Here is a 16429-nt window from a genome sequence, read left to right as displayed (position 1 = left end):
GCAACTTTCAGTTTGCCGTTTTTCAATTGCAACCTTCAGTTTGCCGTTTTTCAATTGCAATTCCGGAAATTCCCGTAAAGCTTTTGGTATGACCTGCAAGAGCTTTTTTTTATAACCACGGCTATAGGCTCCGCAAAGACTGCACAAAATAAAAAATTGCACAGAAAAGATGCACCATGGAGATGCATCATCTGTGCTTCGAGACCGTTTTTCAGGCTACAAGTGCCTTGATCTTGTTGACCACATCTGTGGCGTTTTCGCCGTAGATGTCTGCACCGATCTGGTCTGCCCAGTCCTGGGTAACCGGAGCGCCGCCGACCATGGTCTTGATCTGGTCGCGGATGCCAGCTTCCTTGAGCTGTTCTTCGATCTGGATCTGGGTGACCATGGTGGTGGTCATAAGGGCGGAGGATGCAACAACGGTAGGTTTGACTTCCTTTGCTTTTTCGATGAAGGCGGAAACTGCAACGTCCCTGCCGAGGTCCACTACTTTGAAACCTGCAATGTTGAGCATGGAGGCAACAATGTCCTTGCCGATGGAGTGGATGTCACCTTCGATGGTTCCGATGACAACAGTTCCGAGGCTCTTGGTCTCAGATTTGCGCTTCTCCATTTCGGGCTTGATAACTTCCATGCCTACGCTCATTGCTTCTGCGGCTGCAAGCACGTGGGGGAGGAAAAGGGTACCCTGTTCGAACTGTGCTCCTACTTCTTCCATCCCTGCGGTAAAGCCCTTCTCGATAAGCTCTACAGGGTCCATGTTGGCTGCAAGAGCTTCCTTTGCTGCTTCTTCAGCCATTTCTTCATCGAATTCGGTGATTGATTCTTTTGCTTTAGCAATAATCGCTTCGTTTGCCATTTTTAGATCTCCTGGATATCCTGGTATTATGATTACTGGCCTTCTCTGAAGGCTTTGTCAGCCCTGTCCACGACTGCCTGCATTGCTGCGAGGACGTCGGCTTCGATTGGTGGAACGACGTGGTTCTTGAGGACGTCTACAACGATTTCGTGTGCGACGGATGCAAGGTCCTTGGAACCTGCGGCTTCCCAGTCTCCGAACATCTGCCTGTCAATGAGCATCGGGTCGGAGGGGTAGTTCACAAGTTTCCTGGTCTGCTTGAGGGCAAGGAAGTTGTTTCCGATTCCAACTTTCTGGATGGACTCAACTGCCAGGGTCTCGGTGTCGACCGGGATTCCTTTCATTGCTTTCTTGGTCATCTTGATGATGTCGTTGTCAATTACCAGCTGTTCCATGGAGAAGGTCATACCAAGCTCAAGCATTCCGGCACCGTAGAGGGTGTTTGCACCAGAGAGGGCAGGAAGAAGACAGGTCATTGTCTTTTCGTGTCCAGCCTGGTCGTCCGGAACCTTGGCGTCAGACTAAGTTCCTGCAACGAAGGAAGGTAGACCGTAGAACTGTGCGAGTTTTGCAACACCGGCGCTGATGAGGCCGAGTTCAGGAGATCCGACAGGTGCCGTACCCTTCTTCAGGTCGAAGGTTGTGGTGGAACTGCCGTACATACAGGAAGCGCCTGGGCAAGCGAGCTGAGCGAGCACGATACCGGAGAGAACTTCGGCGTTGTGGGTCACAAGGGTTCCTGCGAGGTAGACCGGGGAGGATCCGCCGGACATTGCCATACTCAGAACGTTGAGTGGTACACCGAGGCGGGCACCCTTCATGATGACCTGACAGGCGTTGACACTGAGCTCGAGTGGGCTGGTCGGGCATACGAGCATGGAGAAGATAGGCTTCTTCTTTGCCATTGCTGCGTCGCCGCCGTAGAATGCGACTGCGAGGTCCCAGTAGTACTCGACGTTTTCACCGACAGGGTCGATGTGGTGGAAGTGCTTCTGGGTGTTGGTCAGAGAGGTAAAGGTTTCGTGGACGTCCTGTGCGCCCTTGCCTGCCCAGTCCCTTGCGGAAACAGGGAGGGAGAAGTAGTCAATGTTTTCTGCCCAGTCACAGAGCTTTGCGATTTCTGCGATGTCGTTGTCAACGGAGTCGATGGTGGAGTACTTGCCAGGAGCTTCGTACTTGCACATCTTGACACCGGTACCGAAGCAGGTCCAGTGTACCTTTCCGCCGCATTCAATGAGAGTATTGTACTTCTTTTCGCGGCCCCAGAGGGTGAATCTTGAGGGTGCGAGCTGGAGAGCCTTTCTTACAACGTATTCAGGGATCTTTACGATCTGGGACTCTTCGTCGACTTCACAACCGTTTTCCTTGAAGACCTGCCTTGCTTCAGGGTCAGAAACCTGGATACCAGGGTTCTGCATGACTTCCACGGTGGCGTAGTGGATTGCCTTGAGTTCTTCGTTGGTGAAAAGATTAAGTTCTACGCCGTTAAGGGCGTTCATGCCAGCAACTGCATTGTTCTGTGCCATTTTTTAACCTCCAATAAGAATAGGAAAATACAGAAAAAATTCTTATTTACAGTAACAGTTCTTTTGCCTTGGCAACAGCTTCGCTTGCGTTTTCAGCATAGCAGTCTGCGCCAATCTTGTCAGCCCATGCCTGGGTTGCAGGTGCACCGCCAATCATGACTTTGACACCATCCCTCATGCCTTCTTCCTTCAGGAGTTCAATGACATCCTTCTGGCCCTGCAGGGTGGTGGTCATAAGAGCGGACAGGCCAACCATGTTTGCGGAAACTTCCTTTGCCTTGTCGATGAAGTTCTTGACGGGCACGTCTCTTCCGATGTCGTGCACTTCAAAACCAGCAGACTGAAGCATAGTGGACACGATGGATTTACCGATGTCGTGGACATCTCCTTCCACAGTCCCGTTCACAATGACGCCCATCTTGGATTCTGAGCCTTCAGGCATCAGGTCCTTAAGGGATTCAACACCGGCTGTCATTGCGTCTGCAGCCATCATCACGTGGGGCAGGAAAAGTTTACCTCTCTCAAAAAGAGTACCGACCTCGTTCATACCTGCTGCAAGTCCCTTTTCAATGATGTCCGAAGGTTCAATGACTCCTTTTGCCTTTTCTACGGCAGCGAGCACTGCATCCTTCTTACAAGAGACAATCGCATCAGACAGTTCCTGAAGCAATTCTTCGTTGCTAATAATTGCATCCTCCATTTTTATTTTTAAGAAGTATTTTCAGAGACGACCCAAAAAACCAAAAAATCACGATTAATCATGATGATTTAGGCGCTTAACTCGTGCTTCATATGGTGGGAAAGGTCCACACGAGAAAATCTTATGGCCATCACAGGTGGGAGTCCGTGATTACCACACGTGGGAAATCATGACAAAAAAGTCATGACCATCACATTTTTGGGGTTCACAAGTTTTTAGCTGAGGGAATTTTTTTCAATTGCCATTTTTCTTCCCGGCTTAGAACTCAGTTTTACAGATGTCTCCAAAGCAGATGTTCTTTTTACTAGTATAAATATTTTGTCAGAACCGAAATCCAGAAATGGCAGTTACATATATAGTTTTTGGTTGGGGAGGTTTTTCGGAAATTATCCAGTCGAAATGACCGGAGATAAAACACAAATTATAAATATAAGAATTTAAACGCGGACGTTTCCCGCGAGACAAACGGTATAGAAGAAATGATATAAAGAAATAAGGATTTAAAATAGTAAGTCAGGTTCAGGGCTGGAAAATCTATCCATCTTAAAAGCACCATAATGACATGACCTTTCTAGATACTGTTTTTATAAGCAATAATACATTTTCAGGAAGAAAACGGAAAAAAAAGTTTATTTTCGATCGACCTTTTAACCTACTGTGCAAAAAAATAAAGTGCCTCACCATGCCAACCTCAAAAACAAAAAGATTATATATTAGAAAATGTCCCCCAAGAAGCCAGACCTTCAAAAAAAACACTGCCAAGCCTATAAAAAGTGTTTCCTGGCGATGAGAACATTAAATAAATAAAAACAGAACCGGGCAAAAAAATATAAAAAATATAATATAGTTTTCGACTTGAGATCGAATATATAATTTATGGGTGATTGCTTGTGAGTAATTTTACAAGGCAAATCATTTATGGGGAATCATTTTTCCCGTAACCTGAAACACAGAGCCTGTAAGCCCTGTTAACAACTTCCAGCATTTTCCCATCATCACGTTCGATTTCAATTCCGAAACTAAGAGCCAGGTATTCGGCCAGGTCAAAAACTTCTATTTTCCCAGACTCCCCATCCAACCCGGCTTCCACGAGGTTTTGCATGCAGCCAGCGCAGTTGGTTATGATTAGATCACAGCCCAATTCCCCCGCAACCCTGTAGCGGTCCGAGGCCACAGCCAGGGATTCGGAAGGATAGTTGAGCCTTACACCACCGCCAAACCCGCAACATGCCGAATTTTCAGGAGTTTTGTTTGCGAGAAACGTCCCAGGGATGCCTTCCAGCAGTTCCCTGGCTTCCCGGTACACGCCCATTCCCCGGGTAAGGTGGCAGGGATCGTGATAAAATACCCTGTTTTCGAGGACCTTTTCTGGCTTGAGTTTGCCTTCCCGGACCAGGCGTTCCAGGTACTGGGAAATCTGCAGGACTTCAAAACCCGGGTCTCCGAACATCCTGGGATACATTTCTTTGAAGGCTTTGAAGCAGCCGGGACAGGTCGTGACCAGGATTTTCCCTCCCCTCTTCCGGACTTCCTCGATATTCTTCTGCCCATTCCGGCGGATAGGGCCCGGATTCCCCGCACCTGCAGAAACCGCCCCGCAGCAGTATTCCACCCCGCTAATGACCGTGTAATCAACTCCAGCTTTCTCAAGCAGGGCAACAGCAGCTTTTGCCATATTGGTGTTAATGTAACCGCTGGCACAGCCGGGGAAATACACCACGGAACCTTTTCCAGCCCGGAATTCGGAAACCTCGCTCATTTCAGCGACTTTTTTTATCAAGTTATTTTCAGCATCCGGATCCATCAAGGTCTGCCGGTCCGTGAGGCCATGTTCGCCCACCCACTTCTGCCGGGCCGGGGAGATCAGCATTTTGATCCCCAGGTCCTCGGGACAGGCCTCGCCGCAGAGCCCGCAGGTCAGGCAACTGAGAAGGGAATCAGGGTCAATTTCAGAATTGCCTTCAAGGTATCCGTAAAGGCGCTCGAGCAAATCAATGTCATCATACATCGGACATACGTCCAGGCACTGCCCGCACTGTGTGCACTTTTCCCTGTGATTGTCTACAAGATCCATTTTTATATCACCGCGTATTCAGAAGAAAAATTAAACATCCAGGTAAAAACTTTATCGGAATCCCGCCGGCACTATTTAAAAGACCGGCTGTTTCCGCCATCTTCCCAAAAAAGATAAGACAAATAGCAGGATATTCAATAAAAGACATATTCAATAGCAAGACTTACCATATTCAATAGAAGGTACCATATCATTTCGACGAATCAGAATACCATGGATTCAGAGTACCATGGATTCAGAATACCATGGCAGAAAATCATTTCAGCCAGGAAGGAGGGGATTGAAATATTCAACGATCTGAAAAACAGCGTAAGGGAAAAAATAACACCATTCGCCCGTTTAATTCCCTTTTCCCCGAACACACTAACACTGATGGGGTTTGTGGTGAGCGTGGCCGCAGGTGCGGCATTTGCCCTGGGAAAGCCCTTCGAAGGGGGGCTTTTGATTCTTTTCAGTGGAGTTTTTGATGCCCTGGACGGGGGAGTTGCAAGGGCTAAAGGCATTATTACCCCTTTCGGGGGAGTGCTTGATTCGGTCTGTGACCGCTACTCCGACGGGTTGATGTTCCTCGGGATCATAGCCGGGGCTGTAAATGGAAAACTCGCGCTTCCGCCCATTCTGGAGATTGATAGCTGGCTCTGGGCAGGTTTTGCCCTAATAGGCTCCTTCCTGGTAAGCTACACCCGCGCCAGGGCAGAATCCGCAGGCTGCCGGAAGCTAAGTGTGGGGGTAGCCGAACGCACGGAAAGGATGCTTATCCTCGCTTTCGGAGCCCTGACAGGACTGCTGAGCGGGGCAATTGTGCTTATAGCCGTGTTTTCCCACATAACCATAATCCAGAGGGTCCTCCGGGCAAAAACTCTCCTGAATGGCCCTTCAGGTCCCGGTTTTTAAGAATCCTGAGCGAGAAAGAAAGAGCAAATAGGAAAAAAAGGATAGCTTTTCCTCACAACACCAACCAAACAAAAATACTAACAAAGAACCCAAATTCCATATTCGTACCGATATACATTTATACTACATATTTGATTACAATAGTTTACGATGGCAAGCAAACCAAGAATTGTCATCTAAGAAGCAAATTCTACTCTGCGGGGCCGTAGGGTAGCCTGGTCCATCCTGCAAGGCTGGGGGTCTTGCGACTTGAGTTCAAATCTCAGCGGCCCCATCAAACTCTTATTTTCTAATTGTTTTTCTCACAGAGAGTTCTGGCTTTAGGATTTCGGTTTTTAAGAATAGGATTTCAATTTTTAAAACATGATTTCGATTTTTAAAATAGGACTTTATTTAATTTTTAACAGGAATACCAGAAACAGCACCAGCAAAAAAGAAAATGAAAGCTGATCAGGATTTGATCGGCCAACATGCTGTTATTTAAAAACATCAGATAGACATAATAAAGGTTATAAAGTCAGGGCTGAGTTTGGTTTCCCCTGAAACCTTTTCAACGATATCCTGCTCGGAAAGCCCTTCGGACTTTAGTTCCGTTATGCGGTCAAAAACATGTGGGGAAACTTCCGAATATTCATTGATGTCTTTCCTGTGACCCCATACATCACCCTCAAGTAAGGCAATGCCCTGCATTGAGAGGTACATCTGGGCAGAGGTAGAAATGGTTTTCTTGTATGAAGAAGGGACATGGATCGCTTTTACATTCGGACACCTTATAATAAGTTTGAATATATCTTTGTTGGAAGGCCTGAATGCGAAGTGAATGAGTTCTTCACTTTCATTTAGTGTATCAATTTCTTCTTTTGAACTTACAACACGAAGTTTCATATATATCACATTTTAAGGGGTTTTTCAGAAATTACTATACAGAGGGGGGAAATAACTTGCTAATAATTGCAAGTAAGAGACCCTTCAGTTAAAAAAGTTGGCTTTTATTACACAACTAGTTAATTTTTTAGAGATGTGTATAAAATAGTATCAAAAGATGGAAATGTAAATAAAAAATCCCCAAATCGAGATCTGCTACTTAAACATGTGAACTCCCACTTTTTTTGAGTTGATATTTAAAGGCCATTCCCAGGATTTTGACATTCGATTTCAGATCCCAGGGCACTCACCGACTGCGAAGCAGGCGGCCTTTCAAGGAAAGTTAAAAAAATGAATAAAAATACATGAGCTGTGACATTCCAAATAAGGTAGATTGTATCTTGCCAGCATGTTTGCTAGACTTGTTTTTCATGGTTCCATATTTCAGGAGTTCATATTCGTACAGTGTACGCTCAGGAATGGCATTTCTTCATTTTCCATGCAATTTATCGGAAAAAGCCGCCCGCTGAGGCGGGCGGTGAGAACCCCGTTTATCCACAGGCGAATCCAAAAACCTTGCAGCTTTGGAGAAATGATTAAAAAAAGATTAAAGATGTATTATTACAAATGTTACTTTCTCTTTTTCCTGTAAAATAAGTAGAAAATGCAGAATATCAAAATGAGAAAAATTACAAGAAGTAGTCTCCCCGGTATGAATTGAGTAGAGGAAATAGTGCTCATGATGTTTTAAAGGACAGAAACAGTTAAAAAGTTTTCCATAAAATAGGTAGTTCCCAATGAGGTTCTCAACGTAGATTTTTAATTTAACCTAATATTGCCAGAGTACAGATAATCAAGAAATATATAACAACAAAAAAATACTATTTTTGAAGAACATTTGCGGAAAACTCGGCTATTTGAATGATTCAAGAAGATTATCTCTTTGATACCAGGCCTCTGTGTATTTAGGAGTGATTTCTAGAGCTTTATCATAACAAGCCAATGCATCATTATTCAGACCCAGTTTTTGAAGTACACGACCTTTATTAAACCAGGTTTCAGCAAGATCCGGGTTTGTTTCTAATGCCTTATCATAAGCTTTTAGGGAATCTTCATATTTTTTAAGCTTAAAGAGGACAAAACCCTTATTCCCCCATGCTTCCCCAGAATTTTCATTCAATTTTAATGCCTTATCATAGGCTTTGAGTGATTCTTCATATCTTTCAAGTGAAATAAGAACAAGACCTATATTGATCCACGCCTCGTAAGTTCCGGGTTTAAGTCCCAGTGATTTCAAATGCTCATTGAGGGCCCTTTCATGTTCATTTTCTTTGTTCAAAGGCTCATTAAGTGTACTTCCAGGCTCATTTTCTTTGTTCAAAGGCTCATTAAGTGTACTTCCAGGCTCATTGTCTTTGAAGAGCAATGAGATAATTTTTTTAAACAGGTTCATAAATATGGATATAAGTCAAAAATTTATAAACTTACTTCTTTCCGATTGTGCCCCTCTAACCATTATGAAATAAACCTATCAAACCCAGTGGAACAGCTTTTGTAAATGTTAAGCCCCGTGACATCAAACGGAAATTAAAAGCATGCAAGACCTGGAAAACTCACGTAAATCTATTACTCCTCCCCCTTTTCCTTTTCACGCTTATACTTTTCCCGGATTTTCTCAACCATTTCTTCATTTCCTTCGACAACGAAAGCTCCCATATACCCGCATTCCTTGCAGTGGTAGACCTTGCCGGCATACCCCCCGACCTCGTAGTAGAGATCCGAATTCCCGCAGACAGGGCAGACCTCGATCAATTTTTCCCGGCTCAGAACAGGTTCCTCCTTTGATCGGCTTATAATGCCGAATTGTTAAATTATATATAAGAAGCAGGATTCACATAAAGGAATAGCATTCAAAAAGCATAAAATTAAAGCTGAAGCAATCCGGCAATAGTGAGCACCGGCTGAGCTGCGGCAGCATATTAAGGCTAATTTACCGGGGATAATTCGACCGGGATGATTTGATCCTACCAACTGCGCTCGACTTTCTATTTTATACCAAATCGACTTAACAGCTTACAGTGGAATAAAAAATGAATAACCAGATGACCCCTGCAATGCGCCAGTACTATGAAGCAAAGCAAGAATACCCTGATGCCCTCATCTTCTTCCGGATGGGCGATTTCTACGAGTCTTTCGGGGAAGACGCAAAGACAATCGCAAGGGAACTGGAAATTACCCTTACAGCCCGGGGAAAGGATAAATCCGGGGAAAGGATGCCGCTTGCAGGAATCCCATACCATGCCATTGACACCTATCTCCCGAGGCTAATCAACAAAGGGTACAACGTGGCAATCTGCGAGCAGCTCGAAAACCCAAAACAGGCAAAAGGAGTCGTAAAAAGGGGTGTTGTCCGGGTAGTGACCCCGGGGACAGCCATAGATTCCTCCATGTTTTCCGACGCCTCGAATAACTACCTGATGGCAGTAGCAGGCCGGGAAAGCGGCAAAAGCGGTAAAGGCGGGAACGGAGACAAAAACGGGAAAAGCGGCAAAGGCGGGAAAAGCGACAAAAACCCCGGGGAAATGGAACTCGGAGTCTCCTTCCTGGACATCTCAACAGGGGAGTTTTTGACCACCCAGTTCAGGGACTCGGAAAACTTTGAAAAACTTATGAGTGAACTTGCCCGCATGCACCCGGCAGAGTGCATCCTGCCCCCTTCCCTTTACGGGAACCCCGAACTTGCAGGCCGGCTCAGGGACCAGACCATTGTCCACGAATTCGCCCCCGAACTTTCCGAGCCCGGAGAAGCGGGTGAGATGCTTAAAAAACACTTCGGGATTACGACCCTGGAAGGAATGGGCTGTGAAAACCTGGAGTTTGCGGTATATTCGGCCTGGGCAGCCCTTGAATACGCAAAGACCACCCAGATGCGGGACCTTGCCCACATAAACACTCTGCGGACCTACTCGAACTCCGAGTTCATGGTGCTCGACGCAATAACCCTGCGCAACCTGGAAATCGTGAAAAATGTGCGGGACGGCGGGAATGAAAACTCGCTTTTCAAGGTGCTGGACAGTACAAAGACCCCCATGGGGAGCCGGGCCCTGAAAAAATGGCTCCTGAAACCGCTCCTTTCCGTCGAACTTATTAACCGGCGGCTGGACGCCGTGGAAGAACTGGCAGGAGACGCCCTGCTCCGCTATGACATCCGGGACTGGCTCTCCGAGGTCCGGGACATCGAGCGCCTGGTTGGCCGCATCGTGTACGGAAACTCCAACGCAAGGGACCTTGTAGCCCTGAAAAAGTCCCTGACAGCCGTTGTGCCCGTAAGGGACTGCCTCCTCGAAAAGACCGACTCGAAACTCCTGGAAGAAATAGGAAAGGAACTCGCAGCATTCTCAGAACTCGAAACCCTGGCAGAACTGATTGAAAAGGGAATCGCGGACGAAGCGCCTCTAACGGTCCGGGAAGGCGGGATGATCAAAAAGGGCTACAATGAAGAGCTGGACGAACTGAGGGACATTGCAAGCAACAGCAAGCAGTGGATTGCCGCTTTCCAGCAAAAAGAGAGGGAAAAATCCGGGATCAAGTCCCTGAAAGTCGGGTACAATAAGGTCTTTGGCTACTACATCGAAGTTACCAACGCTAACCGCGCCCAGGTGCCCGAAGACTACATCAGAAAGCAGACCATGACCAATGCCGAGCGCTTCTTCACGCCGGAACTGAAGGAAAAAGAAAGCCTGATCCTCTCGGCCAACGAAAAAGCCGTGGCCCTGGAATACGAGATCTTCACAAAAATCACGAAAACCGTTGCAGGATACTCAAGGGAACTGCAGCAGACAGCTGAAAGCACCGGGACCCTGGACGTGCTCGCAAACCTTGCAGAGGCTTCCGAAAACAACAACTATGTCCGCCCCCAGCTGACCGAAGACTGCAAGATCCTGATCAGAGACGGAAGACACCCTGTTGTGGAAAATACCGTTCCCGGGGGGTTTGTTCCTAATGATACCGAAATGGACTGCAAGGAAAAACAGTTTTTACTGGTAACGGGCCCGAACATGGCAGGAAAGTCCACCTACATGCGCCAGAGCGCCCTGATCGCAATCATGGCCCAGGCAGGCTCCTTTGTCCCGGCGTCCCATGCCTCCATCGGGACCGTGGACCAGGTCTTTACGAGGATAGGGGCCTTTGACGACCTGGCAAGCGGGCAGAGTACTTTCATGGTGGAGATGGTTGAACTTGCAAACATCCTGAACAACGCAAGCTCCAAAAGCCTGGTCCTCCTGGACGAGATAGGGAGAGGGACGAGCACCTACGACGGGTACAGCATCGCAAAAGCCGTGGTTGAGTACCTGCACAACCGGGGAAAGGTCGGGGTAAGGGCCCTTTTTGCCACGCACTACCACCAGTTGACAGCCCTTGAGGAAAAGTTAAAGCGGGTCAAAAACTACCACATCGCGGTAAAAGAAGAAGGCCACGAACTGGTCTTCCTGAGAAAGATCGTGCCAGGGGCAACGGACCGGAGTTACGGGATCCAGGTTGCAAGGCTTGCAGGAGTCCCGGAAAAGGTGATAGACAGGGCAAACGAGATCCTGAAGGAACTGGAACGGGAAAACCTGCTTGAAGAAGCCGAAGAAGGGGAAAACGGGAAAAGGAAAAAAGGCAAGGCAGCCACGCGCTACACCCAGATGCTGCTTTTCGACCCCGGCAGCGGAGGCGGGACCCAGGCCCAGGCAAACAGGCAAAGCCCCGTGGAAGTCGCCCTGAAAAAGCTGAATGTGGACGATATGACCCCCCTTGAGGCCATGAACAAGCTTCACGAACTGAAAAAGTTGCTGGGTTAAGTTTCACTAATTGAAAGAGCTAGCAAATTACATCTCACGAAATGAAAAAAGGAGAAAGAGGTATGGAAGGGCAGGGAAATAAAATCCGGATCCTTGATAAGGATACAATAAATAAGATCGCAGCCGGGGAGGTGATCGAACGTCCCGCATCCGCCATAAAGGAACTGGTAGACAACGCAATCGATGCCGGAGCCACCGAGGTCCGGATCGAGGTCGAGAAAGGGGGCAAGAAATCGATTCTGGTAAGGGACAACGGCTGCGGGATGAGCCGGGCAGATGCCCTTCTCGCATATGAAAAACACGCAACAAGCAAGCTTAGGAAAATCGAAGACCTGGACACCGTAGCCACCATGGGTTTCCGGGGAGAAGCCCTCTCCTCTATTACTGCTATCGCGAAAGTGGAAATCCTGACCCGGCCCCCCGAAGAACTCGCAGGCACGAAGGTGGTTATCCACGGAGGGCAGGTGCAGGAAAGCTCGAATGTCGGCACGGCTCCGGGAACAGCTGTACACGTAAAAGACCTCTTTTACAACACCCCGGCAAGGCAAAAGTACCTGAAAAGCGACAGGACCGAACTTGCCCATATCACGGACGTTGTAATGAAACTCGCCCTGGCAAACCCTGAGATTTCATTCACACTCCTCAGCGACGGAAAGCCCGTCCTCAGAAACCCCGCCTCAAGCGAGCTTTTGAACAGTGTCGTAAACCTGCTCGGCCCCGAAACTGCAAGGTCCATGCTCCCCGTAGAATCCCTGACAGGGGACGTTGTTATCCGGGGCTGTGTCTCAAAGCCCGAACTTACGCGGGGAACAGGAGACCAGCTATTCCTCTTTGTAAACACCCGCCCCGTGACCTCAAAAGCCGTAAACACAGCCGTCCGCCAGGGTTACTATACGAAAATTCCAAAAGGACGTTACCCTGTAGCTGTGCTCTCCCTCACCCTCGACCCGCAGGAGGTGGACGTTAACGTGCACCCGCGAAAAGCAGAGGTCCGCTTCAGCAGGGAAAAGGAAATCAGCAATGCAGTGACTGCAGCCGTGGAAAAGACCCTTTCGGAACACGGGCTTGCTCCCGAGATAAGGGAAAAGGAAGGCAAAACCCACCAGAAAACCCTGGAAGTCCGGGAGCCGGAGAGCAGGGTGCTGTTCCCTGAAAAAACGGATGTTTCGGAAAAGCCCAGGAGTGGTCCCGGAAAAGATATCGTAAGAGCCGCAGAAGTTCCGGCAGGCGGAAGCAAACTCTTCAGGGAAAAACCCGAAACCTACAGTTATCCGGTAAAGGATACCGAAAGAAGGCTGAAAAGGTCGGAGCGGCTTTTGGGTTTTGCTAGCGAGAATGAGATGAAAGAAGCGGAAAAAGGAAGGGAAGAGGAAAAGGCGACAGGAGAAGAAAGGAAAGGAAAGGGAAGAGAAAGGACTGAAAAAGAGATAGAGAAAAGGGTTGAAAGGGGGACACAAAAGGGGACAGAAGAAAGGACAGAAGAAAGGACACAAAAAGGGACTGAAAAGGGGATAGAAAAAGGGACTGAAAAGAAGACAGAAAAAGGGATAGAAGAAAGGACTGAAAAAGGGATAGAAGAAAGGACTGAAAAAGGGACACAAAAAGGAGTGGAAAGGGCATACCCGGAGCAAAAGCCAAATAAAAAAGCCAACACTGACCTCCTTGAAGGCCTCCGGATCATCGGCCAGGTCTCGAAGATCTATATCCTTGCCGAAAAAGGGGAAGACCTTGTGATCATCGACCAGCACGCCGCTCACGAGCGCGTCCTCTACGAGCAGATCCTGAAGATGAAAAAGAACAGGGTCCAGGAACTGATCACTCCGATTACGATAGACCTGACCCCAAAAGAAAAGGTGCTCATGGAAGAATACATCCCCTACCTTGAAGAACACGGCTTTGGAATATCGGAATTCGGGGACAACACCTATGTGGTGACTTTCGTGCCGGACGTATTCGGGCGCCTGGAAGACCCGGGGATTATCCACGACCTCGTCTCGGAGCTTCTTGCGGGCGGAAAGATCAAAAAGGACACGGGAGTTTCCGAACAGGTCTGCAAGACCATGGCCTGCAGGGCGGCAATCAAAGGGGGGGCAGCCTGTAGTTTGCGGCAGATGGAAGAACTGGTGGAGCAGCTAAAACAGGCGGAAAATCCCTACTCCTGTCCCCACGGCCGGCCCACAGTCCTCACCTTCACGAGAGGGGAACTTGATCGGATGTTTGCCAGAATCCAGTGAATCCTCAGGGTTCACCCCCCAACATAAAACAAATAATTAAACTCTTCAAGCAAAAGCTTATTTTAGCAGAATTGAAAAACACTACCATGAGGACATAGATTAGATATATAGACTGACAATTACTACCCATGTCAACAATTGTCATCCTTGAAAAAACAAGAAGTATTTGCTAAAAGTATATATAGTATAACTGATGAGTTGGGAGCGGGTGTCAGGCATAGAACTGACATCTGAATAGGCACCATTTCGGGCTATTTTTCACACACCAACCCCCCCATCAGAGAATGGATCCCCCTCCATTCCCAAAACCTGGATACCCCCCATTTCCAGAAAAAACGAATGAAATACCCCCCAACACCCCGGAATGGTGCCACCCCTTTTCTTAAAGCTGTTTTCGGACGTCTTTTTTGCTCAGGATGTTTTCGGTCAGGATAATTTCCGAATAGGTTCAGGCAGGAGAAATTCAGGCCAGTTCCAAATTTCCACATCAATATATTTATACCAAAAAACCCCTGAATATCTTCCATGATAGATCCCGTTAACAATTTTGACATCCCGGAAGAATGGATAGCCCGCACCGGGATGCCCAGGGAAGAAGTGGAAGAAAAAGTGGCATCCGGAATGATCGTCGTCCTGAGCGACGGGTCTGTTCTGAAACGCGGGTACACCACCGGGACCACTGCCACTGCCGCAGCAAAAGCTGCGGTGCTCTCCCTTAAAAAAACAGTTGATCACGTTTCCGTCCCGACCCCTGCAGGGCTCAGGGCATACCTTGAAGTAAGCGAATCGGGTTCAGGGCGTGCCGTTGTGAAAAAGATCCGGAATGACCACGAATCCGACATCACCCGCGGCCTTGAGTTCGTGGGGGAAGCCAGGGAAGCTGACGGGATCCGCATCCTTGGCGGAAAGGGTATAGGGGTCGTGAAGAGGGACGGGTTACAGGTCCCAAAAGGCCAGCCTGCAATCAACCCGAACCCCATGGCGCAGATCAAAGCCGCGGTGCAGGAAGCCGTGGAAGAACTGGGCCTGAGGGGAGCGGAAGTCACTATTTCGATTCCCGAGGGAGAAAGGATAGGTAAAGAAACCCTGAACAGCAGGATAGGAGTCGAAGGAGGGATTTCAGTCCTCGGAAGCACCGGTTTTGTTGAGCCCTGGAATGACCACCTTGGCGAGATGAAAGGGGACCTGATCCGCGGTACCGAGAAAGTGGTCCTGACCACCGGGCGCATAGGGATGCGCTATTCCCACATGCTTTTCCCTGACTATACCGTGGTTATGGTCGGGAGCCGGATCTCCGAAGGGCTCGAGTCCGCCTCAGGGGACATTGTCATCTGCGGCCTTCCGGGCCTGGTCCTGAAATGGGGCAACCCTAAAATGCTCGAAGGAAGCGGCTATGCAACAGTCGTTGAAATGCTTGAAAAAGCTCCGGAACACGAACGCCTGAAAGAAGCCTTCCGGATGGCAATCGAAAAAGGAAACGGGGCAAGGATCGTTGTCATCGAAAGGGACGGTTCGGTCCTGATGGACAGCAAGAGTGAGAATTGAGTGAGAATAAAAATACAAAAGCGGACAGAGGGAAAAAGGCATGATAGTGGTAGGAGTCGGGGTCGGGCCCGGCATGCTCACGGAAGAAGGGATCAGGGCGATTCGAAATGCATCGGTCGTTTACGGCGCAAAGAGGGCTCTTGAACTTGCACAGGAATACATTGACTGCGAAGCAAGTACGATCAAGGACTATAAGGCCCTCCACCTCCTGCCCGACGATGCCGTGGTCCTGTCCACGGGAGACCCCATGTTTTCCGGCCTTGGGAAGTTTGCCGGGGAAAAAGATACCGTGGTCCCGGGGATTTCATCAATGCAGGTAGCCTGTGCCCGCACAAGAGTGAACCTTACAAACCTTACAGCAATTACTGCCCACGGCAGGGACTTCGAGCCTGCAAAAGCCGAACTGATCCGGGAACTGAAGAACGGGAGAAATGTCTTCCTGCTCCCCGACGCTAAATTCGGCTCCGAAGAAGTTGCCGAGGTCCTTCTGGAAATGGGCCTTTCCGCGGAACTCTACACCTGCGAAAACCTCGGTTACCCCGAGGAAAGGATTGCAAAAGGGACCCCTGAAAATCCCCCGGTTGCAGAAACTATCCTTTACGGGCTTATGGTAGTGCAGAAGCGTTGAAAACCTTTTTTGATCCATTTTTCAGACACCTGAACTCTCACTGACTGAGAAACAGGCGACCTTTCAAAGAAGGACATGTGAAGATTGGATTTAAACACCGCAATATTTAGAATTAAGAGCCGATCATAGAAAGGGTACCGGAATGCATAAGAAGGATACTCTGATGACTATAATGGGCATCCGGAGAACCAAAAAAGGTAGTTGAATAACTATAAAGGTCATTGCCATAATTGATATGCATTGAAGTAACCATAAAGGTTA

General features: G+C 48.2%; 11 protein-coding genes, 1 tRNA gene and 1 pseudogene. 6 read left to right on the top strand and 7 right to left on the bottom strand.

The window, feature by feature from the left end:
• Positions 1-211: 211 nt before the first annotated feature.
• The 4 genes and pseudogenes from ACSAZK_RS11850 to ACSAZK_RS11835 form a co-directional block, all read right to left on the bottom strand.
• The gene (locus ACSAZK_RS11850; RefSeq protein ID WP_440954332.1) at positions 212-859 is read right to left on the bottom strand and encodes a methyltransferase cognate corrinoid protein; all 648 of its coding nucleotides are present in this window, start codon (positions 857-859) and stop codon (positions 212-214) included.
• A 32-nt stretch (positions 860-891) separates the two neighbouring features.
• Positions 892-2358 (bottom strand): annotated as a pseudogene (mttB, locus tag ACSAZK_RS11845) ([trimethylamine--corrinoid protein] Co-methyltransferase).
• A gap of 73 nt (positions 2359-2431) precedes the next feature.
• Positions 2432-3085: a dimethylamine corrinoid protein MtbC gene (mtbC, locus tag ACSAZK_RS11840; protein ID WP_440954331.1), complete on the bottom strand. Its 654-nt coding sequence runs from the start codon at positions 3083-3085 to the stop codon at positions 2432-2434.
• Between the two features lie 916 nt (positions 3086-4001).
• Positions 4002-5159 carry a (Fe-S)-binding protein gene (locus ACSAZK_RS11835; protein WP_440954330.1) on the bottom strand — a complete coding sequence of 386 codons (1158 nt, stop codon included), beginning with the start codon at positions 5157-5159 and terminating at the stop codon, positions 4002-4004.
• Between the two features lie 342 nt (positions 5160-5501).
• Between ACSAZK_RS11835 and ACSAZK_RS11830 the strand changes: the two genes are divergently transcribed.
• Both ACSAZK_RS11830 and ACSAZK_RS11825 read left to right on the top strand, forming a co-directional pair.
• Positions 5502-6053, top strand: coding sequence for a CDP-alcohol phosphatidyltransferase family protein (locus ACSAZK_RS11830; RefSeq protein ID WP_440957009.1), 552 nt, complete (start codon positions 5502-5504; stop codon positions 6051-6053).
• 199 nt (positions 6054-6252) lie between these two features.
• Positions 6253-6327 (top strand) — tRNA-Pro (locus ACSAZK_RS11825).
• 215 nt (positions 6328-6542) lie between these two features.
• Here ACSAZK_RS11825 and ACSAZK_RS11820 read toward each other — a convergent pair.
• From ACSAZK_RS11820 to ACSAZK_RS11810, 3 genes are all read right to left on the bottom strand, one after another.
• A complete protein-coding gene (locus tag ACSAZK_RS11820) occupies positions 6543-6938 on the bottom strand; it encodes a DUF1699 family protein (RefSeq protein WP_440954329.1) in 396 nt (131 codons plus the stop codon).
• A gap of 892 nt (positions 6939-7830) precedes the next feature.
• Positions 7831-8370 (bottom strand): tetratricopeptide repeat protein, encoded by a 540-nt coding sequence (locus ACSAZK_RS11815; RefSeq protein WP_440954328.1) that lies wholly within the window; start codon positions 8368-8370, stop codon positions 7831-7833.
• A gap of 173 nt (positions 8371-8543) precedes the next feature.
• The gene (locus ACSAZK_RS11810) at positions 8544-8729 is read right to left on the bottom strand and encodes a hypothetical protein (protein WP_440954327.1); all 186 of its coding nucleotides are present in this window, start codon (positions 8727-8729) and stop codon (positions 8544-8546) included.
• A 278-nt stretch (positions 8730-9007) separates the two neighbouring features.
• On the opposite strand from ACSAZK_RS11810, the gene mutS reads away from it, so the two are divergent.
• From mutS to ACSAZK_RS11790, 4 genes are all read left to right on the top strand, one after another.
• Positions 9008-11761: a DNA mismatch repair protein MutS gene (gene mutS, locus ACSAZK_RS11805; protein ID WP_440954326.1), complete on the top strand. Its 2754-nt coding sequence runs from the start codon at positions 9008-9010 to the stop codon at positions 11759-11761.
• A gap of 62 nt (positions 11762-11823) precedes the next feature.
• The gene (mutL, locus tag ACSAZK_RS11800) at positions 11824-13995 is read left to right on the top strand and encodes a DNA mismatch repair endonuclease MutL (RefSeq protein ID WP_440954325.1); all 2172 of its coding nucleotides are present in this window, start codon (positions 11824-11826) and stop codon (positions 13993-13995) included.
• Positions 13996-14520: 525 nt separating this feature from the next.
• Entirely contained in the window at positions 14521-15540 is a 1020-nt protein-coding gene (locus ACSAZK_RS11795; protein ID WP_440954324.1) for a cobalt-precorrin-5B (C(1))-methyltransferase, read from the top strand.
• A 40-nt stretch (positions 15541-15580) separates the two neighbouring features.
• Complete coding sequence (locus ACSAZK_RS11790) at positions 15581-16168, top strand: cobalt-precorrin-7 (C(5))-methyltransferase (protein WP_440954323.1); 588 nt, start codon at positions 15581-15583, stop codon at positions 16166-16168.
• Positions 16169-16429 lie beyond the last annotated feature (261 nt).

Origin of the sequence: Methanosarcina sediminis, from assembly GCF_052056915.1 — an archaeon.
Lineage (GTDB): Archaea > Halobacteriota > Methanosarcinia > Methanosarcinales > Methanosarcinaceae > MTP4.
The sequence above is the reverse complement of the archived record's forward strand: the minus strand, read 5'-3'. Positions and strand labels throughout refer to the sequence as shown.

What these genes read in the sequence shown, in the direction of transcription:
- ACSAZK_RS11835 (WP_440954330.1), bottom strand. Translation starts at nt 5,159, where the DNA reads ATGGATCTTGTAGACAATCACAGGGAAAAGTGCACACAGTGCGGGCAG.
- mutL (WP_440954325.1), top strand. Translation starts at nt 11,824, where the DNA reads ATGGAAGGGCAGGGAAATAAAATCCGGATCCTTGATAAGGATACAATA.
- ACSAZK_RS11820 (WP_440954329.1), bottom strand. Translation starts at nt 6,938, where the DNA reads ATGAAACTTCGTGTTGTAAGTTCAAAAGAAGAAATTGATACACTAAAT.
- ACSAZK_RS11850 (WP_440954332.1), bottom strand. Translation starts at nt 859, where the DNA reads ATGGCAAACGAAGCGATTATTGCTAAAGCAAAAGAATCAATCACCGAA.
- mutS (WP_440954326.1), top strand. Translation starts at nt 9,008, where the DNA reads ATGAATAACCAGATGACCCCTGCAATGCGCCAGTACTATGAAGCAAAG.
- mtbC (WP_440954331.1), bottom strand. Translation starts at nt 3,085, where the DNA reads ATGGAGGATGCAATTATTAGCAACGAAGAATTGCTTCAGGAACTGTCT.
- ACSAZK_RS11815 (WP_440954328.1), bottom strand. Translation starts at nt 8,370, where the DNA reads ATGAACCTGTTTAAAAAAATTATCTCATTGCTCTTCAAAGACAATGAG.
- ACSAZK_RS11795 (WP_440954324.1), top strand. Translation starts at nt 14,521, where the DNA reads ATGATAGATCCCGTTAACAATTTTGACATCCCGGAAGAATGGATAGCC.
- ACSAZK_RS11790 (WP_440954323.1), top strand. Translation starts at nt 15,581, where the DNA reads ATGATAGTGGTAGGAGTCGGGGTCGGGCCCGGCATGCTCACGGAAGAA.